Here is a 22294-nt window from a genome sequence, read left to right as displayed (position 1 = left end):
TCAGCCGTAAATTACATCACCCGTCGAAACGAATCACCGATCCGGCCCGATCACGCAAGGGCCATCCCGAACCCCCTGGAGTCAGTATGTGCGGAGTTGTCGGAATCGTTGGCCGTTCCCCGGTCAATCAGCCCATTTATGATGCCCTGCTGGTGCTGCAGCACCGTGGCCAGGATGCCGCGGGCATCGTGACCTGCGACGATGACGGGCGGCTGCATTTGCGCAAGGACAACGGGCTGGTGCGCGATGTGTTCAACAATCACCACATGCAGACGCTGACCGGCAATATGGGGATCGGCCATGTGCGTTATCCCACCGCCGGTTCCTCGTCTTCGGCCGAGGCCCAGCCCTTCTACGTGAATTCGCCGTTCGGCATCACGCTGGGGCACAACGGTAATCTGACCAATGCCGGGGAGCTCAAGCACGAGCTGTTCGCCACCGACCGCCGCCACATCAATACCGACTCCGACTCCGAGATCCTGCTCAATGTCTTCGCCCAGGAGCTGCTCCGTTTCATCGACAACGGCCTGACGCCGGACTCTGTCTTTGATGCGGTGGAACGGGTGCACCAGCGGGCGCGCGGGGCGTACGGCGTGGTGGCCATGATCGCCGGCCGCGGGATGCTGGCGTTCCGCGACCCGCAGGGGATCCGGCCGCTGGTCTACGGCTCGCGCGAAGCCGAAGACGGGCAAGGCCTTGAATGGATGGCGGCCTCGGAAAGCGCGGCGCTGGAATCCCTGGGTTTCGAACTGGAGCGCGATCTGGCACCGGGCGAGGCTCTGTTCATCACCCCCGACGGCGAGGTGTACACGCGGGAATGTGCGGAAAACACGCGGCTGACGCCCTGCATCTTCGAGCACGTCTATTTCGCCCGGCCCGATTCGGTGATCGACAACGTATTCGTTCATCGCGCACGCATGCGCATGGGCACGGCGCTGGGCGAGAAGATCCGCCGCGAGTGGCCGGATCACGATATCGACGTGATTGTGCCCATCCCCGACACGGGGCGCACCGTCGCGCTGGAGATGGCCCACGAGCTGGACATCAAGTACCGCGAGGGCTTCATCAAGAACCGCTACATCGGCCGGACCTTCATCATGCCGGGGCAGACCAAGCGGCAGAAGTCGGTACGGCAGAAGCTCAATGCCATCTCGCTGGAGTTCCGCGGCAAGAACGTGATGCTGGTGGACGATTCCATCGTGCGCGGGACCACCTCGCGCGAGATCGTGCTGATGGCACGCGAGGCCGGGGCGAGGAAGGTGTATTTTGCCTCCGCCGCGCCGCCGGTGCGCTATCCCAATGTCTACGGGATCGACATGCCGGCCGCACACGAGCTGATCGCCCACGGACGCGACGAGGACGAGGTCTGCGAGGCCATTGCCGCCGATCGGCTGATCTACCAGGACCTGGATGACCTGAAGGCTGCGGTGTGGCGCGGAAACCGCTCGATCGACGAATTCGACTGCTCGGTATTTACCGGCGAATACGTGACCGAGCTGCCGGATGGCTATCTGGACCAGCTGGCCGCGGCCCGCGCCGACGGCGTGAAAAACACGCCGGTCGCGGGCGAAGTCCTTGATCTGGCCAACAAGAAGTAGGCGACGTGACATTGCCCTCGCTCGAATGGATCGAACCGGTGGTGGCCGACGCCCGCGAGCGGGCGCGGGCCTCCGCCGATCTGCCGGTGGTCGTGGTCCGCGTCGACCAGCAGCGCCTCTACGTGTGGGAGGACGGCCGGGTGACCGACATCTTCGAGGTGTCCACCGCCGAGAACGGCGTGGGTAACGAGGACGGGAGCCTCAAGACCCCGCCGGGTCTGCATCGCATCGCCGAGCGCTTCGGCGAGGGGGCCCCGAAGGGCACCATCTTCCGCGCCCGGGGCAATACCGGGCAGACGGCCGAGATCCTCACCGGCCCTGATGAGCGCAGTCCGCGTGACAACATCACCTCGCGGATCCTGTGGCTGGAAGGTCTGGAAGATGGCGTGAACCGGGGCGAGGGCATCGACTCGCTGCAGCGTTACATCTACATCCACGGTACCGATGAGGAGGGCCGCATCGGACAGCCGGCCTCGCACGGGTGTGTGCGCATGCGCAATGACGAGGTGATCGAGCTGTTCCCGCGGCTTCCCGTGGGGACCCCGGTCCAGATCCTCCCCTGACTCGATTTCGTCCCGCCGCACGGCGCTCTCCGTTAGGGAAACACTGATCAGTGTTTCCCTGGTCGGGCGCGGTTGCGCTGCAGTTGGTCCCCGACTCCTCGTTCGATTCCACTCCCTCCCTGGCAAGGGTTCGATTGCCGAGGCCGCGGCGTCGAAAAACTTTACGCATTTTGTGCCTTTCTGTATTGCGTCCAGCATAGTCTCGGCCTGAAAGAGGAAAAAAGTCCCTTCTACCTCTGGAACTTTGGCGATTTTTGAATATCCTAATGAGTAGAACCGTTAGAAAAGCGTGAAATCTGTCAAAACGCTTGTTAGGATAACGGAATTATTCCTGACCATGGTTGTCGGGAACTAGGAACGGAATCTGTTGCCATAAGGACTGGGAAAAGGAACAAGGCGACATACCGACCACGATTTCGGAGGCGAAAGACATGAAACTCTCGACCAAGGGCCGCTATGCGGTGACAGCAATGATGGACCTGGCGATTCACGACCGGATCGGTCCGGTGACCCTCGCCGACATTTCCCAGTGCCAGGGGATCTCCCTGTCCTATCTGGAGCAGCTGTTCGCGAAGCTGCGCAAGGCGGGTCTGGTCGAAGGGGTCCGCGGTCCCGGCGGTGGTTACCGCCTGGCCAAGCGTGCTGACCAGATCAGCGTCGCCAACATCATCACGGCGGTGGATGAGTCGGTGGACGTGACCCGCTGCAAGGGTCACAAGGACTGCCAGGAAGGCGATCGCTGCCTGACCCACGAGCTGTGGGACGAGCTGAGCCAGCAGCTGTACGATTTTCTCGACGGCATCACCCTGGCGCAGTTCGCCAACCGTCCGGAAGTGCAGAAGGTGGCGCGGCAGCAGGACGAGCGTCGCGGCGCCCGGCACCACTTCATCTTCCGTAACGACGCCGCCTGATCACGATCCCCGGTGCGGCCCGCTCTCGCGGGTCGCGCCGGGCTCGTGGTCCGGTACCCTTTCCGCCCCGTCGGTCTTCTCCCCCCGGAAGTCCGTCGGGGCGGTCCTCATTCAGGGGCGTTCCCGCTCGGGATGGCAGGCGGGGTCCAGCAGGCCGTCCACGACATCCGCCAGATCGCCCGCCAGTCCCGCGCCGGGGTGACCGCACAGGTTCTCGTCGCCGGGCTGGTACTTGCCCGTCTGCACCAGGCAGGCGGCCATGCCCGCGTCCAGAGCCCCTTCGACGTCCGACGTGACGTCGTCTCCCACAACCAGGACCTCTTCCGGGCTCAAGTCGAGATCGGCGACGGCCGTATGGAACAGCCGGGGGTCGGGTTTGCCGAAGTTCTCGGCGGTCACGTCCGCTGCGAATTCCAGCGCCCGCACGAAGGGACCCAGATCCAGGGACAGGCCGTCCGCCTCGCGAAAATACCGGTTAACGCCCATCACCCACAGGGGGGCGCCCTGCATCAGCGTGCGGAATGCACGGTTGAGATGGGCATAGTCGAAGGCCTCTCCCATGTCGCCGAGGACGACGACATCGGGATCATCCGTGGCCATATCCTCGAACTCCGGCGCCAGATCCGGGTTGAGCAGCAGGAGCGGTCGCCGCCCTTCGGCCTGCAGGCGCGTATGGATGGCCGCGGGGGCGGTCGCCAGGTGTTCGGGCGGGATGGTAAAGCCGATGGACGAGAGTTCGCGCACGATGCGGGCGCGCGAATGGCGCGTGGTATTGGTCACGTAGCGCAGGGGATATCCGGCGGTCTGCAGTCGCCGGAGGGCTTCGGCGACCCCGGGGATCGCGCGGTCGCCCACATACAGCACGCCGGAGAGATCCAGGAGCACCGCGCGGATGCCGTTGAGGCCACTGGGTGGCTGCAGGAACATGGTCACCTCCCGGCCGTCGGGCGGCCCGTGTCAGCGCCGGATCAGCCGGCGCAGGATTTCATGCTTGCCGTTGAAGTGCTCCGTGGCCCCGGCGTCGTCGCGCCAGATCCAGTGCTCCTCCGGAAACAGTGCCTGCATGTCGGGCAGCGCGCAATGATAGGGTGGCCCGCCATCGCGTCCGGTCTGCATGAAGCAGGCGAACAGCTCGCCACCCGGGCGCAGCCAGCGCCGCAGGCGATCGGCGTACGCCTCCCACTGCGCGGGCGGCAGGGCACACAGCGAGGTCTGTTCGTAGATGGCGTCCGCGGGCGCCTCCGGCATCCAGTCGAGCATGTCGACCTGTACGGCCGCCGCGTGTGCCTGCAGGCCCCGGTGTTCCAGCTCCGCCTGCAGGTGCTCGACCGGCGTGGGCGCCACGTCCAGGCCGGTGACCCGGAAGCCGCGTTCGGCCAGCTCCGGCACCTCGTGGCCATAGCCGCAGCCCGGCACCAGCACATGGGCGCCGGGCGCGAGATCGGTGAGCGCCAGCCAGCGCTCCAGAGAAGGGCTGGGTTCGCCCCGGTCCCAGCGGGTCGAACCCGCGTCATAACGGGCCTGCCAGTGCTGTTCGGGGTTTTCGGCTCCGGGCGCGGAACTTTGCATGACGTTTCGGAAATCCACAGGATGTAGGTTTACTCCCTTATGGTAGCCGGCTCGCGTTCCGGGCCGGAATCGCGACAGCATTACCACGGACATCACCACGGAGACAGCCAATGCCCCAGTCCAGTGCGCTTCCCTATCGGATCCATCGCCAGGAACTCGGTCCCATGGAGAACTTCGTCTACCTGATCGAAGATGTGGGCAGCCGGCGCGCCGCCGTGGTGGATCCGGCCTGGGACCCCGACGCGATCCTGCGCCAGGCGCGGGAACAGGACGTGGAGATCAGCGACATCCTGCTGACCCACAGCCATCACGACCACATCAATGGCATCGAGGCGATCCTCGAGTACAACCCCTCGGCGCGTCTGCACCTGCTCAAGCCCGAGGCGGAGTTCTGGGGCCGCGACCTGGAACAGCCGCAGCTGCACCACGGTGGCGATCGCTTCATGCTCGGCGACACCGAGATCCGCCTGCTGCACACCCCCGGTCATACCCCGGGCTCGACCTGCTTCCACATGCCGGCCGGCGACGACCTCATCACCGGGGATACCCTGTTCGTGTTCGGCTGCGGCCGTTGCGATCTGCACGGCGGGGACCCCGAGCAGATGTTCCACACCCTGAAGGGCCTGCGCGAGGGCCTTCCGGAGCACACCTGCATCCATCCCGGGCACAACTACGCGGAAAAGCCCGAATCCACGCTGGCCGAGGAAGAAGAGGGCAATCCGTTCATGCACTTCGATGCGGTGGACGACTTCGTCCACTACCGCATGCACGAACATGACCGCGTTCGCAGCCAGCCGTATCACCCCGTGCCGCGCAAGCGCTGAAAGGATTCGTTCGGGGGGCTTGCATCACTCCGTCCGGATCCCCATAATTCGCGTTTCAGTCGACGCGCCCGTAGCTCAGCTGGATAGAGTACCTGGCTACGAACCAGGCGGTCGGAGGTTCGAATCCTCCCGGGCGCGCCATTATTTCGAGAAAGGGATCAGTGACTTACAGTCGCTGGTCCCTTTTTCATTTGGGGCCTCGAAAGCCTCTGTGACCATTGTGTGACTACCCAGTGACGGGCCGGGATTGGTGCTGTCTTCCAGCCCGGGGAAAGGGCCGCCTGTCTTTGTGACCGAACACGGCGGCGCGGGAGACGCAGCTCTTCTCGGAATCACACATCAAGGCAAGGGCTCGGCCGGTGACGGAATATCTGGTGGGCGGAACCCGCCGCCCGTTTCTGCATGCACAGCTGCGGATCCAGCCGGGCCGTTCACCAGAGCAACGCCGAATGCTCAGCGAGCATGTGCTGGACGTCCTCTGCTCGAGGGCCCAACAGGCCGTGGTGACCGTGGAAGTGGTCGAAATGGAAGCGGCGAGCTACGCTTGGCATTATCCCGAGACATCGACCGGCCGTTTGCAGGCCCGGGGATTCGCGGGCAGAGCCATGTGTGGCAACGCCGGCTTCAGCCCAGCCCGGCAGGCAGCCTGCTTGAGTCAAACGCATCGGCACCGTCGAACATGTCGTCGGTATTGGCCTCCTCGGGGAAGGTCCAGGCGCTCAGGTCCTGGTTGAAGGCCCCGGCATCACGGAACATCTGACGTGCATTGAGGACGCTGGAGACATCCCAGCCGCTGATGTCCTGATCAAAGGATGCGGCTTCGGCGAACATCAGCCAGGTGTTGGTCACGCTGGATACAGCCCAGTCACCGATGTCGCGGTTGAAGGATTCCGCCTTCCAGAACATGCGCCCCATGACCTCGACGCTCGACACGTCCCAGTCACCGATGGCCCCGTCAAAAGTCCGCGCGCCCCAGAACATGCCGTTCATGTTGGTCACCGCGGAGACGTCCCAGTCGTTCAGATCCTGGTTGAAGGCGATGGCGTCCTTGAACATCGAGCGCATGTCAGTCACGCCGGACACATCCCAGTCGCCCAGGTCCTGGTTGAAGGACTCAGTGCCGGAAAAAACCTGATTCATGCTGGATACCCCGGATACGTCCCAGCCGCCGATGTCCTGGTTGAAGTCGCGGGCACCGGCGAACATGCTTTCCATTCTTTCCACGCCGGACAGATTCCAGTCGCCGATGTCCTGGTTGAAGGAGTCCGCGCCGCCGAACAGGCTCCTGACATCGCCAACACCGGAGACGTCCCAGTCACTGATATCCTGATTGAAGCTCTCGGCCCGGCTGAACATGCCGCGAAGGGTGGTCGCCGCGGACAGGTCCCAGTCGCCGATATCCTGGTTGAAGGACTCAGCCTCTCCGAACATGTAGCTCAGGTCCTCGACGCTGGAGACATCCCAGCTGCCGATGTCCTGGTTGAAAGAGCTGGCTCCGTCGAACATGCCGCTCATGTCGGTCACGCTGGAGACGTCCCACCCACCGATGTCCTGGTTGAATGCGGTGGCCTGCCCGAACTGCCTGTTGAACATGCGGCTCATTCTGGTGACGCTGGAGACGTCCCAGTCACCAATGTCCTGGTTGAAGGAGTTGGCTCCGTCGAACATGCCGCTCATGTCGGTCACGCTGGAGACATCCCACTTGCCGATGTCCTGATTGAACGAAGAGGCCTGTTCGAACAGGTGGCTCATGTCCTCGATGCCGGAGACGTCCCAATGACCGATGTCGCCATCGAAGGAATGGCCCAGCGCAAACATACGGCTCAGGGAGCTCACGTCGGACAGATCGGGCGCATCGGTGGCATCGAGCGTCAGATTGACCGCGCCGGCGAAGGCGCCTTCCATGCTGGTCCACTCGATCGTCCCCCATTGCTCGACGGCCACCAGTCGTTGCGCGTTGTCCCCGGGGTGGATGTCGCCCCGCGCGGGCCTCTGGAAGTCCATTTGCGAGAGATCGAAATGAATGCGCGGAAACCTCCCGGTAATGGCGACCTGGTAGATACCGGGCTCGGCGTAAGCATGCGTCGGATCCGGGTCGGTGCCGGAGATCTCCTCGACGGTCCCGTCGCCCCAGTCGATGGTGAAGTGGTACTCGGTGGCCGGTGCCGTCGGGATGAAGATCTCATCGCCGGGTTCGCCGATTTCCCAGGTGGTGATGAAGGCGTCGGGGTCCTGCGCCGCGGCTGGCCGGGCAAGCGCCCCGCTCAGAAGGACGAGGGCCATGGCGATCCATGCAACATGGATCATGAAGCCGGAGCGTTGTTCGGACGGGGCGGAACGCGGGAAAGAGGCCATAAGCGGTTCGAGCTCCTGGGTCGATTTGGCGGTCCGGAATTCCGGGGTGGAGAAAACGCAAAGCGATGACGCGTGCCGGCATCGGCAGGCTGTTTCGAGCGATACTTGCACGCATGCAACGCCGTTGTGACTACATGAATGGAGGGGGTGTCAGCATGATCCGGAAGGCACTCCCCGGGACGTCCATCCCCCGTGGCCCGGAAACGACTGCCTGGCCGAGGCCGGCAGCGGCGGGCGATTCCGCCTCCCGCGCGTGTTCATGAAGGGCCCTCGTGGCCCGGCAAAGAACCGTGGGGGAACTTCAGGCCTCCGGACGGGGACGATCTGGTAGCCATCTCTGCATCGTGCGAGGCATCCCATGATTGATCGCCGGCGCTCGCGCCGTTCCTTTCTGAAGCTCGCCGCTGCCTCTGCAGCCGGTTGGTGGGCCAGCCTTTCGCCGGCGGGTTTTGCCGCCGAGCGCGAGCCCCATCGCAAGCCGATTCCGTCTTCTGGCGAGCGCATCCCGGTGATCGGGATGGGGACGTGGATTACCTTTAATGTCCCGGACGCGCCGGGTCCGATGGCGGTACGTCGCGAGATCCTGGGACGTTTTTTTGCCCGGGGCGGGGGCATGATCGACTCGTCGCCCATGTATGGCCGAGCGGAGGCAGTGGTGGGGGACTGCCTGCGTGCGCTGGATCGTCCCGAGGCCCTGTTCTCGGCGACCAAGATCTGGACCCGCAGTACCTCCACCGGTCGTGAGCAGCATGCGGATTCCCTGGATCTGTGGGGCGCGGGCCGCCTGGACCTGCAGCAGGTGCACAACCTGCAGAACTGGCAGGCGCATCTGGAGACCCTGCGTGAGCGACGCGAGGCCGGGGAGGTTCGCTACATCGGGATCACCACGTCGCACGGGCGGCGGCATGACGAGATGGAGCGCATCATGCGCTCGGAAGACCTCGATTTCGTCCAGCTTACCTACAATATCCTCGACCGCGAGGCGGAGCAGCGCCTGCTGCCACTGGCAACCGAGCGCGGTATTGCCGTGATCGCCAACCGCCCGTTCCGGCAAAAGGCCCTGATCGAGCGGTTCGAAGACCACCCGCTGCCGGACTGGGCGGCCGAGATCGAATGCGAGAACTGGCCCCAGTTCCTTCTCAAGTTCATCGTGTCCCATCCGGACGTGACCTGCGCGATCCCGGCGACCTCGGTCGTGGCCCACATGGGGGAGAACATGGGCGCGCTGTACGGGCCCATGCCCGATGCAGCAATGCGCGAACGCATGGTTGCCTGGGTCGGCGACCTGTAGGCGGCCAGAGGGCTGGCCTCCTGCAGAACCGGTTCTGAACCCACGGACATGGGAGTTGGTCAATGCTGCCGTTTGACGGACCCACCTGGCTGGCGATCCTCGAGCAATACAACCAGGCGATCTGGCCCCTGCACGGGGTGGCTGCGCTGTGCGTCCTGGCTGCGATCGCCCTGGCGTTCTCCGGGGCGCGTTTCGCCGGGCATGCGATTGGCGTGCTGCTGGGCGTGTTGTGGATCTGGATCGGGCTGATCTTCTTCGGTGGTTCGGTGGCGCCGTTTCACTTTGCCGCCGAGGAGCTGGCGGGCGTGTTCGTGGCGCAGGGTCTGATGATGGTGCTGGCCCTGACCGTGATGGGGCGGGGGGGCATCTTCGGCTGGCCCGGTGGCCGGACGGGTGTACTGGCGGTCGTGCTGGTGGTCTACGCTGTGGCCGCGCACCCACTACTCGGGCATCTGCTGACGGATACGCCCTGGTCGCAGCTGTCGTATGTCGGGGTGGCACCGGCTCCCACCATGCTGCTGACCCTGGCACTGTTGCTGCTGGCGCTTCCGCGGCCGCCGCTCATTGTGGCCATCATCCCGTTTCTGTGGGCGCTGGTCACGGGCTACATGGCCGCGGGCCTGGGGCTGGCCCTGGAGTACATCCCCGCGACGCTGGGTGTGGCGGCCTTTGCGGTCATGGTGGTGCGTCGTTTTCAGCGCAGCGAACCGTGGCTGGACGGTTGATCGTCGGATGCGGGGGCGTTGCCACGATGGCGGGTTGCGACATGCGGCGGGCAGGTCTCCGACCCAACCCGTCTCCCCGGTATTCGGGGGCTCCTCTTCGGTACTTGGCATGTGATGGTGGCACTCTCGAGCCGGGTGCTCGTACCCCTCTCATAACACCGCCACGAAAATCGGACCGTCTCACGGCACCCTCGGGGAAAATCGGGACTACACTCAGAGAGACACCCCGGGAACGCCGAGAGGAAAACGAAATGCCCTGGCTCATTGGAACCAGGCGTGGCCTCGCCGCCATCTCCGCCGTGTGTTCTGCAAGGAACGGGATCGCCCTGTCCGCGGTGTGGCTCGTCCTCGCCGGCCTGTTGCTTCAGCCGCTCCAGGCCGAAACCCTGCCCGAAACGGTCGAGCGTGTTGAGGGCTCCGTGCTGGGCATCGCCACCTTCCAGCCGACCCGCAGTCCGCGGATCGAATATCTGGCCACGGGTTTCGTCGTGGACGACGGCCGGCTGGTCGTGACCAATCGGCATGCGGTCCCGGAATCCCTGAATGATGACCAGCGCGAGCGGCTGGTCGTGGTCAGTGGTCAGGGCCGCGATACCGTGATCCGCAATGCCCGGGTGGTGGCACAGTCGCGCGAGCACGACCTGGCCTTGCTGCACATCGCTTCGCCGTCATTGCCGGCGCTGGAGCTGGGTTCTTCCGATTCCGTACGGGTCGGCGAGGAGGTTGCCTTCACCGGTTATCCTATCGGCATGATTCTGGGGCTGTATCCGGCCACTCACCGGGCCACGATCGCCGCGTGGACCCCGATGGTCATCCCGGCTCGCAGCTCCGGTGAACTGGATGCGAGGCGCATCCGCGCCTTGCGCGATGATCCCCCCATGGTGTTTCAACTGGATGGAACCGCCTACCCCGGGAACAGCGGCAGCCCGCTGTATCGCAAGCACGATGGCAAGGTGATCGGCGTAATCAATCAGACCTTCGTGCAGGGCGGCCGGGAGGCGGCGGTCGAGCGGCCGAGCGGGATCACCTACGCGATTCCGGCGGAACAGATTCGTCCCCTGATCCGCGAGTATCACTCCAGCGGGCAGTGATCCCGGTCACCCGTGCCGCTCCGGTTCGGGGCGGACATCCCCGTCGTCTTCCTTTTCGGCCAGGAACGCCTTGTAGAAGAGATGACGGGCCAGCAGGCCCGGCGGCATCTTGAGCCAGTGTCCCCGCAGGAACAGCAGTCCGCGCGCGGTGGCATCCCGCCAGGGGGTTACCGAGGCCGCGCGGGTGCGGATCCCGTGCCGAAACGCCCAGCGCGCCCAGGGGGATATGGGGCGGCCCGTGCGGGCCTGTTCAAGCCCCTGTATGACCGCGTTCGGTACCGGGGTCAGCAGCACCCGCCGGCTGAGCCACAGGGCCCGTTGCGCCAGCCACGCCAGTTCCAGCGCCTGTGCCTCCGCGACGAATGCCTGCCAGAAGGCCTCGCCCTCGCGTTCGGCGAAATGGCCGGCCAGCATGTGGATGTCGTAGAGATCGCGCAGTCCGCGGTCCCAGTCGGTCTCGGAGAACAGGTGCACGATGGCATGCAGCACCATGTGGGCGGGGGCCAGCATGCGAAAGCGCCAGGGCCCGGGCAGGGCGACGCTGTGCTCGCGCAGTCGCTCGGGGTCGGTGCGCACGCGGAAGGTCTCCGGCAGGATGTTGTGATGCAGATCCAGGGTGGTGCCCCGCTGGCGGTGGGTCAGGGGAGGCAGCTCGTGCATCCACTCGCGGTAGTACCGCTGGTCGTACGCGTTGTGATGGGCCCCCGTCCATCCTTCGAAGAACAGCAACGCCTCCGCGCGCTCGACTTGCGCGCGGGGGAAGAGCAGGTCGATGTCGTTGGCCATGCGACCCGGCGCGTTCGGGAGTCCGGCCAGCGCATACGCCGCGCCCTTGAGCAGGACCGGGGGCTGCATGCGGGTGAGCAGCCCGCGATCCAGGCCTTCCAGCTCCCAGTGCAGGGCCTCCGCGCGGCGCTGTGCGACCATGGCTGCGCCCTCCAGATGGGCGGCGACCGGTTCGCACAGCCGATCCAGGACACCGGCCGCGCGGGCGCTGTGCCAGAGCGTGCCCTGCAGCGACGTCTCGCGCGCGGCGCCCAGCATGGCTGCCCACTCTGCATCGTTGCGTTCCGCCATGCTTTCCGGGCGGGCGAGGGCGAGACCAAGGGCGCTATTGCCGTCCATCCGCCAGCGCCTCGAAGGTGGCCATCGCCTCGTCGAGGCGGCTGTAGGTGAAGTCGAACGCCCGCGTCCGGTCGACCAGATCCCCGATGGCATGAAAGGCCCGTCCGCCCAGTGCCGCATAATTGAATGCATTCGCCACCAGACCCATGAACGCCTCGCCCGGGGCGCGATCAATCAGCCGGGTATCGGCACCGGGGCGGAAACGGGGGAACACGACCCAGGCGGGCGGGGCGCGCTGCCTGGCCCGTTCGACCGCATCCCGGGGCGGGCGCATGTGCGCGACCGTTCCCTTGAGGGTGTCGTGCACCGGGGTATTCACGTTCGCTTCGGAACAGAAGTCGCGGATCACGTTGATCGAGGCATTCTTGAGGCTGATCGGACGCGCCGGCCCGGAAATCTCCGCCGTATCCAGTGCCACCAGCACGGATTCGTCGGTCATCAGGCGCCAGCCATGGCTGGCCAGGGCCGCGCACAGTGTGCTCTTGCCGGAGCCGGGCGGCGCCGGAAGGATCAGCGCCCGGCCATTGCGTTCCAGTGCCGCGGCGTGCAGCACCAGGCGGTTCTGGACGTGGCTGGCGATGCACCAGTTCATGCCCCATTCGAGCATGGGGTAGGCCTGGTGCCGGGGCAGCGGCTTGAACACCACGCGCTGATCCGAGAGGAACACCACCTGCGGGCGATAGAACCGGCGCAAGGACCGGGGCGGGCGCAATTCGCAGTCAAAGTCGTAAAAGCTGTCGGCGTTGTGTACCTCGCAATCGGGATACAGCGAATTTATCCCCTCCGCAACGCTCGGGATGCGGCTGCGAATCCGGGTCACGAAGGGGCCCGTGGCGAGCAGGAGCCCGTCTGCGGAAAGCCGTCGGCGCAGGCCGGCATGGCCAAGCTCGCTGACTCGCACTAGGCGTCGTCCCGCACCAGGCCGCTGTCGCGAAGCCCGGCCAGCCAGCCGGTCATTGCGCCGGCAGGCGTGTCGCTTTCCGGGCCCAGACGGGCTGCGAGTGCCGGCAGGTCGAGGCCCGGCTCGCGTTGCAGGCATGCGAGAACACGTCCGGCCCCGGCGTCCACGAGATGCGTCGTGCCGCGTCCGGAATGGAAGGCGACCCACTGGTCGCCGCAGCGCCGCAGGTGCAGTTCCGGGACCAGTCGCCAGCGCGGAGAGTCCAATCCAGCAGGGGGGCGCTGATCGGTGTGCACGTCCGCGCTTGCGTCGCCCTTTTTCAAGGGCCCCAGGTTGGCACGTTCATGGTGTTTTCGAGGAACGCCTTGACCTGTTCCGGCTCCAGGCGATCCCCGCTGTCGGCGACGTAATAGCCGTCATTCAGTGTGTCGGTCACGATATCCCGCACCTGTTGCTCCGACAGCGGATATCCGGAGATGTAGCGTGCATTCAGCAGGGCTGCCATGCCGAAGCGGATGATCTGGCGCTCGTGCGGGAGGCCGACGAGCCCGAGTACTTCCACTGAAGCGGCAACGGCCCCCAGAGCCGTGAGAGGTATCTCGCCGTGGGACGAGCCATCCGGCACATCCGGGTTGGCCGAGTGGCCCGGTTCGCTGTCGCCGCCGGTGTCTTCAACGGCATATTCCCGGTAGTTGTTGCCAATCCCCGGAAAGCCGTATTCGGAAACGAACGCTTCTCCCTCTTCCACCGCCTGGTGCCAGCCCGGATGGTTCTGGAAAGATGCACTGCTCGGGTTCAGGTCGCCGGCGTTGGCCGAACCGCTCCAGTACCCGGGCGTCCGTCCGCCGCACTCCTCGGGCTCATCGTGTTTTGATGTGTTGCCGGAAACCCAGCCCGAAGCCATGCAGTTCGCCCCCGCCGCCTTGAGTGGCGCGGAGTGGAGGGTCATCAGAACCGGCGCGGTTCCCAGCGCGGCCTTGCCCAGCCGCCGTCGTGTACGCCCGCGCGTTCCCAGCTGCTCGGTTTCATGTTCGGGGCCCGGGGGGCGGTTTGGTCTTGTGTTCATCATTTTCCTCCGGGGCTGGCGTCCGGCGTCGCGGTATCGAGGACGCCTTGTACCACGCGGTCTCGCGGCCAATTTTCCAGCAAGGTCTTTCCTTTTATCCTGGCGCGCGGCTGGCCAGCCTCTAATGACAAATATCGGTTATTACTCTTGAGCAAGTCAATGCGCGGAAGGCAAAAGGTTCTGAAAGAAAACAAAGCAAAATCGGGACCATCGATGCGGAATTGCTTAAGTGCAGGTTCTCAGGGGGTTATTTCGGCGCGCCAGGATGTTGTGTCAGCCCCGGTTCGCAAAAGTGTAAAAGAATATGACAACACGACGGGGCCGCAAGCATGCGCAAGGACCGTTTCGTCCATCGTGTTGCAACAGGAGCATCTTTTTCAACAGGGGGATGTTGCCTTTGGTAAATCCGCCCGGCATCCGTCAGGAGAAAGGCCGGGAAACCGGCCTTACACACGGCGCGCGCGAAGGATGAACGAGTGGCTCAGGCCGGCGGCCAGCGGGGGCAGGGCCTGCAGCAGGCCGCGCATGGGCCGGCTTTCCAGCACCTTCTGCATGCCCGCCAGGCGCCCGGGTGCCAGCGGCAGCCAGTACAGCGCCAGTACTTCCAGCCCCGCTTCGCGCGCGGCCTGCTCCAGGTCTGTGTGGCTGTCATAGCGCAGATGCGGGGCCCGGCCCGCGCGCCTGCGGCGGTGCTCGCTTACCCGGGTCGGCAGGCAACCTGCATTCAGCGCATCCACCCAAAGTTCGCCGCCCGGTCGCAGTACGCGTGCCATGTCGTTCAATGCGGGTCCCGGCGCCGCGAGCGCCTGCATCACGCCAAAGCACAGGATGCCGTCGGCGCTTCCTTCCGGCAGGGGCAGGTGGTGCACGTCCGCCGCCAGCCACGGGATCTCCGCAGGACTTCGATCCCGTGCCTTCTGCACCGACGGTGCCGAGTAATCGAGCCCGATCGGGCGTCGGCCCTCGGCACGCAGCATGCGCGTGTAAGTACCGGCACCGCAGCCGATGTCCAGCCAGATCTCGCCCACCGGCTGCGCCCGGTGCCACAGTTGCTCGAACTGGCGCACGCGGCTTGCCAGGCCCGTGGAGGTCCAGCCTGCAATGGCCGCATCGTCGTCGTACTGGCTGCCTCGTTCGGTAAAGCGCCGGCGCCAGCGTTTTTCGAAATCCCCATCCTGCATGTGGCCTCCGTAAAGGCGCTGTCATCGAGTCGCGCGTTGGCGCCGCGATGGTGTCAATGTTGTCCCTGATGCCCGGATTCGCTTGCCTGCTCTCCGGGTCCCCCACTAGTCTTCAGATGAAACGTCAGTTCATGGATGCGTGCGCACTTCCGCTTCCCCGCTTTCCACAGCCGTCCGGGGCACCTTGACCAATATCCTGCACCGCTTTCTTGACCGCCGCCGCGAGCTGGGCCTGACCAATGCGCTGCTGCTGGCGCTGAACGGTGGCCTGCGCCGGCTGAACCAGCGCCTGGGAGTCGCCCGCTATTACCTCATCGCCCAGCCCGTCGGCCAGCCGGGGCGCTTCGGCAACCAGCGGGCCCGGTTCGACGTGCGCGAGATCACCCGGGACGCCGAGGCCCTGCAGGCACTCCCGCGTTCTGCGGAACAGATCCGTTACCGCCAGACCGCCGGCGGTATCTGCCTTGGGGTATTCCCGCGGGAGGGCGGGGCCATGCGGGGGTTTATCTGGCTGCTGTTCGGGCCCTATCAGGAAGACGAGCATCGCTGTGTGTTGCAGCCGCCACCCGCTCCTCCCTGCGCCCTGGACGTGGATGTGTATGTCTTTCCGGAGGCCCGGGGCGGCCTGGTGTTCGCCGAACTCTGGCGGGCGGCCGACCGCGCCCTGCAGGAACGCGGGATCGAATGGAGCCTGAGCCGTATCTCCGCTTTCAACGGCAGCTCCCTGCGGGCCCATCAGCGGCTGGGCGCCCGGCGCATCGGCAGCCTCTACTTTCTGCAACTGGGTCATGCCGAACTCCTGTTCACCGGCCGGCGCCCTTTCCTCGCCCTGAGTCGACCCCGCGGGCCCGCACCGGCGATCACCCTGCATCCCCCTGACCGTTCATCCTGACCGGTTTTTCGCCGTGTCGACCGGGCGCCGCGTGACCCGCATCCGGATCCGTGCCGGCCCTGGCCCACGCGTGCAAGGCGCGCTCCAGACGGAATCGCAGGCGTGGCCGTTGTAACCGGATCTGAAGCATCTCGGTCACGCCATTGGCGAGGCTGCGCTTGTACTGGCTGTCACCCATCAGGAAATCATAGCGCCCGCAGCCATCCGTGGCCGCGCGGCCGATCGCGAGGGCATGGCCGACCAGTCCCGGCTTCAGCTTCGGGTCTTCGCTGTAGCGAAAGCCGCTCTGATAATTGCAGACGTAATCGCCCGCGTGCAGGTTGTAGAGATACCCGAGTGGCTCTTCCGGCCCCGAAATCCGCAGTACCCGGGCGGCGCCCGAGACGGTCTCGTGGACCACCAGGTGCTCGTGGAAGCGCTGCATGAAATCGCCGGCGAACGCACCGGTTCGGCCGCGCGCATTCCAGTTCGCCTGGTGCCAGCTCACCAGCGCCCGAAACCAGGTGGCCGCCTGTTCGGGGTCCTTCGCCTGTTCCAGCCGGACGCTGCCCCCATTCCCGTATCCCCGGATCGCTCGCCGGATCTGATAGCGCGTATTGCGGCTCAGGCCGGCCAGGTAATCGTCCAGCCCCCGTATGCCGTCCAGAGCAACGTAGTAGCAGGGTTTGCGGTCGATCACGTTGACGTGCAGGGGCAGGTCGGCGAGGGCGGGGGCCAGCGCCTGCCAGCGCTCCGCGGAAAGCCACCCGAGCGACAGTTCATCCCAGCCTGCATCGTTCTCCAGCAATTCCGTCAGCAGGGCATGCAGGGCCATTGGTTCGGTCTCCTCGGAGCCGGCCAGTCCGTTGTGCTCAAGCGTCAGGCGATCCAGCTCGGGGTCACCCGTCTGATTCAGGAACAGGGTCCGGCTGGGGATGACCTGTGCGCGGCGCACGCGCCGCCGGCCGATGCAACCAAACGCCCGCATGCCCGCGCCGGCTTCGATCCGGTAACAGGCAAGCCCCGCCCGTTCACCCGCCACCGACACCAGTGCGTCGAACCAGGCATGCGAGAGGAATGGCGTGCGGGGCGCGTACGCCTCGAGCTTGCGCCAGGCGTCCCGCGCGGCGGCAATGGAGAGAGGCGACAGGTTCCAGTCTTGCATCAGTCTTCCGCCTGAGGGGCAAGGGAAAGCCCCGGATGGGTCTTGTAATCGAATCATTCCCAGTCTCGCACAAGACACGCGGAGGGCGGGCTTTACGGGCTTCCTTAAGGAAACACTGATCAATGTACACGCTCGCGTTGGTGCCCCGGGTTTTCCGAGACAAGGCGCGTCGTGCAGCGGGTAGTGGTTCTACCCGCAAGCGGCGCAACGCCGGATCGGGGAACCCGGGGCCCAACCCCGTAGGGACTCGGCCGCTTTTGTGCGCGCACGGCGTTGCGGCTCCCTTGTGCAGAATGACTGCACGGCGGTCGCCGCGCCTTGTTCGCACGCAAAAGCGACTCGAGCGCGAGCGTGTACATTGATCAGTGTTTCCTTAACGAAAAAAGGGAGCCCGGAGGCTCCCGTTGAGAAGTGGATCGACTGAGTGCGGAACTTCAGTCTTCGCGCCGGCGACGACCGGCAACCGCCCCCAGGGCCAGCAGTCCGGTACCGAACAATGCCAGCATGGCCGGGTTGGGTACTTCTACCGCCTCGATGCCGAAGCCGAACTGCAGGGTGGTGAACTCGCCTTCCGGCGTGGTCAGACCATAACAGCCCGCGGGCGCGTCTGCGGCGGCACAGGTATCGTCATCCAGCAACCCGAGCCCTTCTTCGACCACGATGGTGTTGTACGTGACACCCTCCAGCGTGAACGTGTCATCGAGGGCTTCGAACTGGACGGTGAAGACGTCGTCGCACACAGTCGCCGACTCGAAGCCACAAGGCTCGGTGTTGGGTGTTTCGGTGAACGTCGTTTTGAACGCCAGCGTGAGCGGAGCCAGGGGCTCTCCAACGGTCACCGGCGGTACGCTCGGTGTCAGGATCAGGTTGGTCATCAGTGTTGCGGTGTCCAGCGTTGCGAACTCGCTGGCGATCGCACTGTTGAAATGCGTGACACCAACCGTGTCCACTTCATCCCCGGTATCGACCGATCCCGACGAGGGCGAATCGATGATTTGCAGCCCGCTCCGCTGGTCATTGATTTCCGGGTCAATGTCTCCTTCGCTACTGCCCCAGCTCAGCCGTTCGGAAGTGACTTCCTGGGTTCCGGTGCCGGGGTTGAAGGTCGGGGCTTCTGCTCCGTCCGTGAGCCACACCAGATCAACGTCAAAGTCCCAGGTCTCCACAAGTGCTGCGCTGGCGTGCGAGGACGCAAGGCCCACCGCTGCCAACACCGCCAGACTCAGTGCCGTCGTTTTCGTCTTCATGTCCTGTTCCTCGTGTAGGTAGAACGTGTGCGAGCCCGAGGTCTCCCGGACTCTGCCCTGATGCCTAGCAAAGCGCAGGCCATATATGTATCTAGCGGTTTTTGAGGAATAAATGGTTTGCGTTCTGGTTCGGGTTCGGGGGGCACGTAAAGGCTTCGGACATTGGGACATCCGGACTCCGGTTTCCCTATGTGTCGTAACGCACATACGCCGCCAATACGGTGGTTCAGTCTGATCCCTGACGGCTGTGGCGCTTCTTCACGCGGCCAGTGTTGCATCGCTTGCCGGTAGAGCCACCAAGGCGTTCGTGTCGAGCCATCTGCAATCTCCGGGGATCCGATATGGACCAACAGACTGATCCAGTCCTGATCGTAGGCAGCGGTCGTTCCGGAACGACCTTCCTGGCCAAGCTTCTGGACAGCCATACGCGGGTCCTCTATCGCCATGAACCGGACTGGGCACGGGTCGATACCTCCCTGCCGTTCCTTCCACCTCCCGGGGCGCGGGAAAAATTTTCTCGCCAGGCCGGAGAGTATCTCCGTGACCTTGCTCAGGTGCGGGCGCCAAAGGTGACTGGCAAGGAACCCCGATTCCGCAAGTCGTATCGCTCCGGGCCGCGAGAGGTGGCTTACCGCCTGAACGTAGCCGCAGCACGCACGCTCGCGAAACTGGGGGGTGCGCGAAAACGGGATGTCGTATGGGACATGATCGGCAATGCCTCGCGAGGCGATGTGGTCACCGTAATCAAAAGTGTCAATTCCGTCGCGCGGGCGCCATTGTTCGTGGATGCATTACCCGGTATTCGGCTCGTCCACTTGATCCGGCACCCGGCCGGGGTGGTCGCATCCAGAATGCGCGGGGTCGAACTGGGGCTGATGGGTACGGAAGTCTATATCGACGCCCTTTTTGATTCGGGTTATGCGGATGGCTGGAAATGGAAGCGCGAGGAAGTCAAGGCCTGGCCGATTGAAAAGCAGATGGCCTTTGAATGGATGGCCGTCAACGAAGCCGTTTATCGATCGCTCGAGGGGCACGACGCTTATTTGTGTGTGACGCACGATGCGCTGTCCCGGTCGACCGAGGAGGAGACCAGGAAGGTTTTTGCCCACGTCGGACTGGACTGGAGCGAGCAGACGGACCGGTTCATTGAGTCGTTGCGCACCGGCGCCAGCCAATCGGGTTACTTCGGCGTACAGCGTGCGCCCCGGACAGAGATTGGCAAGTGGCGTAAAGAACTGACCACCGGGCAGATCGACCGGATTCATGAGGTGGTGGAACGGTCGATGATAGGGGAGAAGCTGTGGCAGGCGTGAAGCGGTTTTCCGGTCGGGCCGCGTTAGTGCAGCGTGGCTCCCCGTCCGGCTTGAAACAAAGCAAGGGTTTCGGGGTGAGCGGTGTCCTTACGGCCATCCGGCTTGTGTGGGCCGGGGTCCAGCCCGGCCAGCGGCTGTCCATCCTGCTCTATCACCAGGTGCTGGACACACCGGATGCCCTCAAGCCGGACAACCCCGATTGTGTCGAATTCGACCGCCAGGTGGGCCTGCTGGCCCGGTACACCAACGTGCTGCCTCTGGCCGAGGCGCTGCAGCGCATGGATGCCGGGATGCTGCCCCCGCGGGCGACCGCGATCACCTTCGACGACGGGTATGCGGATAACCGCCGTAATGCACTGCCCATACTGCAAAGGCACGGGGTAACCGCCACGTTCTTCATTGCCGCGGGCTACCTTAACGGCGGGCGCATGTTCAACGACACCCTGCTCGAGACGATCCGGCGGCTGCCCGCGGGCCGCCTGGATTTGCGCGACCTTGGACTGGGGCAGCACTCGATATCGGATGCGAACAGTCGCCGTGAGGCGTTCCGTTCGATCATCCGCGAGATCAAATGGCAGCCGTGTCAGGAACACCAGGCCGTGGTGCAGGCCATGGCCAAACGGATCGGCGCCGACTTGCCGGACGATCTGATGATGACCGATGCCCAGGTCCGCGAACTGCACCGGGCGGGGATGGGGATCGGCGGCCACACCCTTACACATCCGATCCTGGCCCAGGAAGACGAAGCCACGGCCGCGCACGAAATTCGGGAAGGCCGGGAGCGTTTGCAGCTGATCACCGGCGGCCCGGTGGACCTGTTCGCCTATCCCAACGGCAAGCCGGGGCAGGACTACGGGCCCCGCGATGTGCAGCTGGTCCGCAAGGCCGGGTTCTCCGCCGCCGTATCGACCTCCATGGGGGCCGGCGGACGCGGGCAGGACCGCTTCCAGTTACCACGTTTCATGCCCTGGTCACGGCATCCGGCCAAGTTTCTGGCTCAGTTGCTTCGCAACACCCGCCATCCCGTGATGACCACCTGATCGATCCCGTCAGCAGGCGACCTGGTAGCCCCTATGCGCGATATCGTCTTTTTCATCCTCATTTTTGGCCTGATCCCGTTCATTTTGTGGCGCCCGTGGATCGGGATCCCGGCCTGGTACTGGGTGGGGCTGATGAACCCTCATCGGCTGGCCTGGGGATTCCTGCCAGGCATGCCCGTCGCCATGGCGGTCGGACTGACGACGCTCGTTGCCCTGTTGTTCGCCCGGGAACGGCGTCCGCCACCCCTGACGCGTGAAACCGTGGTGCTGATTGCCTTGTTCGCGCATATCACGGTCATTTCGCTGTTTTTCGCCTGGCAGCCGGAAGTCGCGTTCGAGCGCTGGGATACCGTGATGAAGATCATGCTCATGACGGTGGTCGCGACCATGCTGGTATCCGGCCAGGCACGCGTCATGGTGCTGCTCGCCGTCATCACCCTCTCGGTCGCGTTTTTCGGGTTCAAGGGCGGCCCCTATACCCTCGCGACTGGCTTTGGCGGGATGGTGCTGGGCCCGCCGGGTACCTTCATCGGCGGGAACACCGACATCGGGCTGGCGCTGGTCATGACCCTTCCTCTGGTGCTGGTGCTGGCACGACAGGTCCACCAGGGTCATTTCCGGCTCCCGTTTCACTCTCCGTTCTTCGAGCGCTGGCATCGACTCATCGGGCTCGCGTTGTATGCCGGCTTCTGGCTGCACCTGATCTCAATAGTGGGGACGCACTCGCGAGGTGCCTGGGTCGCGACCGCGGTCATCTTCCCCCTGATCTTTCTGAGTATGCGCCACAAGGCGGCCATGGTCGGGGCCGGGCTGCTGGTCGTCGCCGTTGTGGGATTCACCGTTCCGGAGAAGGTCGAGCACCAGATCGACACTCTGATCCACTACCAGGAAGACGCCTCTGCCGGCGGACGCCTGGATGCCTGGAACGTCTCCTGGAATCTTGCCCTCGATCACCCCTTTACCGGCTCGGGCATGAGCATTCAGCGGCTCCCCGCACCGATCTGGCTGAGCTATCTGGACCGGGACGATGCCGTGGTAACCGGCCCGATCGCGGCGCACAGCATCTACTTCCAGATGCTGGGCGAGCACGGCTTCCTCGGGCTGGGGCTGTTTCTTGCGCTGCTGGGCTTTTCGCTGCTGACCCTGCTGCGGCTTTACCGCCAGGGACGCCAGCATGCGGAAACCGTCTGGATCAGCCAGTGGGCCTGGGCGCTCGCGCTGGGTCTGGTCGGATACATGGTCGGTGGCGCCTTCCTGAGTCTGGCCTATTTCGATCTGTATCTGGCCTTTGTCGCGCTGGCCATCATCCTGCGACGCGAGCTGAAGGAGACGGTTGTCGCTGCCGCCCCGGCGGTCGCGTCGACAGCGCAGCCCCGGACGTCCCCCGCAAGTCCGCCCGAGGGCAGCAGGCCGCCCGAGGTACCCGGAACCATCATGGCTGCCGGCCGCCTCCGGTAA

The 22294-nt window shown here is 64.9% G+C and carries 21 protein-coding genes, 1 tRNA gene and 1 pseudogene; 13 read left to right on the top strand and 10 right to left on the bottom strand.

The genetic code is table 11. From position 1 onward, the window contains the following. Window positions 1–86 precede the first annotated feature (86 nt). The 3 genes from purF to iscR all read left to right on the top strand — a co-directional run bounded on the left by purF (window position 87) and on the right by iscR (window position 3072). The gene (gene purF / locus B1A74_RS00450) at window positions 87–1598 is read left to right on the top strand and encodes an amidophosphoribosyltransferase (RefSeq protein WP_077243451.1); all 1512 of its coding nucleotides are present in this window, start codon (window positions 87–89) and stop codon (window positions 1596–1598) included. Between the two features lie 5 nt (window positions 1599–1603). Next, entirely contained in the window at window positions 1604–2161 is a 558-nt protein-coding gene (locus B1A74_RS00445; protein ID WP_026288831.1) for a L,D-transpeptidase, read from the top strand. A gap of 431 nt (window positions 2162–2592) precedes the next feature. Beyond that, window positions 2593–3072 (top strand): Fe-S cluster assembly transcriptional regulator IscR, encoded by a 480-nt coding sequence (iscR, locus tag B1A74_RS00440; protein ID WP_018936055.1) that lies wholly within the window; start codon window positions 2593–2595, stop codon window positions 3070–3072. A 111-nt stretch (window positions 3073–3183) separates the two neighbouring features. Here the strand turns inward: iscR and B1A74_RS00435 are convergent, their stop codons facing one another. Beyond that, on the bottom strand, window positions 3184–3999 hold the full coding sequence (locus tag B1A74_RS00435) for a TIGR01458 family HAD-type hydrolase (RefSeq protein WP_077243450.1): 816 nt from the start codon (window positions 3997–3999) through the stop codon (window positions 3184–3186). A gap of 30 nt (window positions 4000–4029) precedes the next feature. Next, entirely contained in the window at window positions 4030–4641 is a 612-nt protein-coding gene (locus B1A74_RS00430; RefSeq protein ID WP_077243449.1) for a methyltransferase domain-containing protein, read from the bottom strand. 110 nt (window positions 4642–4751) lie between these two features. Between B1A74_RS00430 and B1A74_RS00425 the strand changes: the two genes are divergently transcribed. The 3 genes and pseudogenes from B1A74_RS00425 to B1A74_RS14430 all read left to right on the top strand — a co-directional run. Continuing rightward, entirely contained in the window at window positions 4752–5465 is a 714-nt protein-coding gene (locus B1A74_RS00425) for an MBL fold metallo-hydrolase (RefSeq protein WP_077243448.1), read from the top strand. A 64-nt stretch (window positions 5466–5529) separates the two neighbouring features. Then, window positions 5530–5606 (top strand) — tRNA-Arg (locus tag B1A74_RS00420). A gap of 173 nt (window positions 5607–5779) precedes the next feature. After that, window positions 5780–6199 (top strand): annotated as a pseudogene (locus B1A74_RS14430) (tautomerase family protein); the annotation flags it as partial. Here B1A74_RS14430 and B1A74_RS00410 read toward each other — a convergent pair. Then, entirely contained in the window at window positions 6090–7748 is a 1659-nt protein-coding gene (locus tag B1A74_RS00410; protein WP_158076021.1) for a BspA family leucine-rich repeat surface protein, read from the bottom strand. The pseudogene B1A74_RS14430 and the gene B1A74_RS00410 sit on opposite strands and share 110 nt — an antisense overlap. 430 nt (window positions 7749–8178) lie before the next feature. On the opposite strand from B1A74_RS00410, the gene B1A74_RS00405 reads away from it, so the two are divergent. The 3 genes from B1A74_RS00405 (at window position 8179) to B1A74_RS00395 (ending at window position 10927) form a co-directional block, all read left to right on the top strand. Beyond that, entirely contained in the window at window positions 8179–9111 is a 933-nt protein-coding gene (locus tag B1A74_RS00405) for an aldo/keto reductase (protein WP_077243445.1), read from the top strand. A gap of 62 nt (window positions 9112–9173) precedes the next feature. After that, window positions 9174–9836, top strand: coding sequence for a DUF6064 family protein (locus tag B1A74_RS00400; RefSeq protein WP_077243444.1), 663 nt, complete (start codon window positions 9174–9176; stop codon window positions 9834–9836). 251 nt (window positions 9837–10087) lie between these two features. Then, window positions 10088–10927 (top strand): S1C family serine protease, encoded by an 840-nt coding sequence (locus B1A74_RS00395; RefSeq protein ID WP_077243443.1) that lies wholly within the window; start codon window positions 10088–10090, stop codon window positions 10925–10927. Window positions 10928–10933: 6 nt separating this feature from the next. Here B1A74_RS00395 and B1A74_RS00390 read toward each other — a convergent pair whose 3' ends face one another. The 5 genes from B1A74_RS00390 to B1A74_RS00370 form a co-directional block, all read right to left on the bottom strand. Then, complete coding sequence (locus B1A74_RS00390; RefSeq protein ID WP_077243442.1) at window positions 10934–12052, bottom strand: nucleotidyltransferase domain-containing protein; 1119 nt, start codon at window positions 12050–12052, stop codon at window positions 10934–10936. Next, the gene (locus B1A74_RS00385; protein WP_077243441.1) at window positions 12039–12953 is read right to left on the bottom strand and encodes an HprK-related kinase A; all 915 of its coding nucleotides are present in this window, start codon (window positions 12951–12953) and stop codon (window positions 12039–12041) included. Before B1A74_RS00385 ends, B1A74_RS00390 begins: the two co-directional genes overlap by 14 nt. After that, complete coding sequence (locus tag B1A74_RS00380) at window positions 12953–13219, bottom strand: HPr-rel-A system PqqD family peptide chaperone (protein ID WP_158076020.1); 267 nt, start codon at window positions 13217–13219, stop codon at window positions 12953–12955. Before B1A74_RS00380 ends, B1A74_RS00385 begins: the two co-directional genes overlap by 1 nt. 53 nt (window positions 13220–13272) lie before the next feature. Next, a complete protein-coding gene (locus tag B1A74_RS00375) occupies window positions 13273–14019 on the bottom strand; it encodes a hypothetical protein (RefSeq protein ID WP_077243439.1) in 747 nt (248 codons plus the stop codon). A gap of 446 nt (window positions 14020–14465) precedes the next feature. Then, a complete protein-coding gene (locus tag B1A74_RS00370) occupies window positions 14466–15200 on the bottom strand; it encodes a class I SAM-dependent methyltransferase (RefSeq protein WP_024328362.1) in 735 nt (244 codons plus the stop codon). 184 nt (window positions 15201–15384) lie between these two features. On the opposite strand from B1A74_RS00370, the gene B1A74_RS00365 reads away from it, so the two are divergent. Continuing rightward, window positions 15385–16092 carry a GNAT family N-acetyltransferase gene (locus tag B1A74_RS00365; protein WP_024328363.1) on the top strand — a complete coding sequence of 236 codons (708 nt, stop codon included), beginning with the start codon at window positions 15385–15387 and terminating at the stop codon, window positions 16090–16092. On the opposite strand, the gene B1A74_RS00360 is transcribed toward B1A74_RS00365, so the two are convergent. Both B1A74_RS00360 and B1A74_RS00350 read right to left on the bottom strand, forming a co-directional pair. Next, entirely contained in the window at window positions 16061–17236 is a 1176-nt protein-coding gene (locus B1A74_RS00360) for a GNAT family N-acetyltransferase (protein ID WP_077243438.1), read from the bottom strand. The two genes, B1A74_RS00365 and B1A74_RS00360, sit on opposite strands and share 32 nt — an antisense overlap. Window positions 17237–17670: 434 nt before the next feature. Continuing rightward, window positions 17671–18483 carry a THxN family PEP-CTERM protein gene (locus B1A74_RS00350; RefSeq protein ID WP_077243437.1) on the bottom strand — a complete coding sequence of 271 codons (813 nt, stop codon included), beginning with the start codon at window positions 18481–18483 and terminating at the stop codon, window positions 17671–17673. A gap of 341 nt (window positions 18484–18824) precedes the next feature. Here B1A74_RS00350 and B1A74_RS00345 point away from each other — a divergent pair, with 341 nt between their 5' ends. The 3 genes from B1A74_RS00345 (at window position 18825) to B1A74_RS00335 (ending at window position 22294) form a co-directional block, all read left to right on the top strand. Next, window positions 18825–19796, top strand: coding sequence for a sulfotransferase (locus B1A74_RS00345; RefSeq protein ID WP_077243436.1), 972 nt, complete (start codon window positions 18825–18827; stop codon window positions 19794–19796). A gap of 74 nt (window positions 19797–19870) precedes the next feature. Further along, the gene (locus B1A74_RS00340; RefSeq protein ID WP_029681170.1) at window positions 19871–20836 is read left to right on the top strand and encodes a polysaccharide deacetylase family protein; all 966 of its coding nucleotides are present in this window, start codon (window positions 19871–19873) and stop codon (window positions 20834–20836) included. 33 nt (window positions 20837–20869) lie between these two features. Further along, complete coding sequence (locus tag B1A74_RS00335; RefSeq protein ID WP_077243435.1) at window positions 20870–22294, top strand: putative O-glycosylation ligase, exosortase A system-associated; 1425 nt, start codon at window positions 20870–20872, stop codon at window positions 22292–22294.

Origin of the sequence: Thioalkalivibrio halophilus, assembly GCF_001995255.1 — a bacterium.
Lineage (GTDB): Bacteria > Pseudomonadota > Gammaproteobacteria > Ectothiorhodospirales > Ectothiorhodospiraceae > Thioalkalivibrio > Thioalkalivibrio halophilus.
The sequence above is the reverse complement of the archived record's forward strand: the minus strand, read 5'-3'. Positions and strand labels throughout refer to the sequence as shown.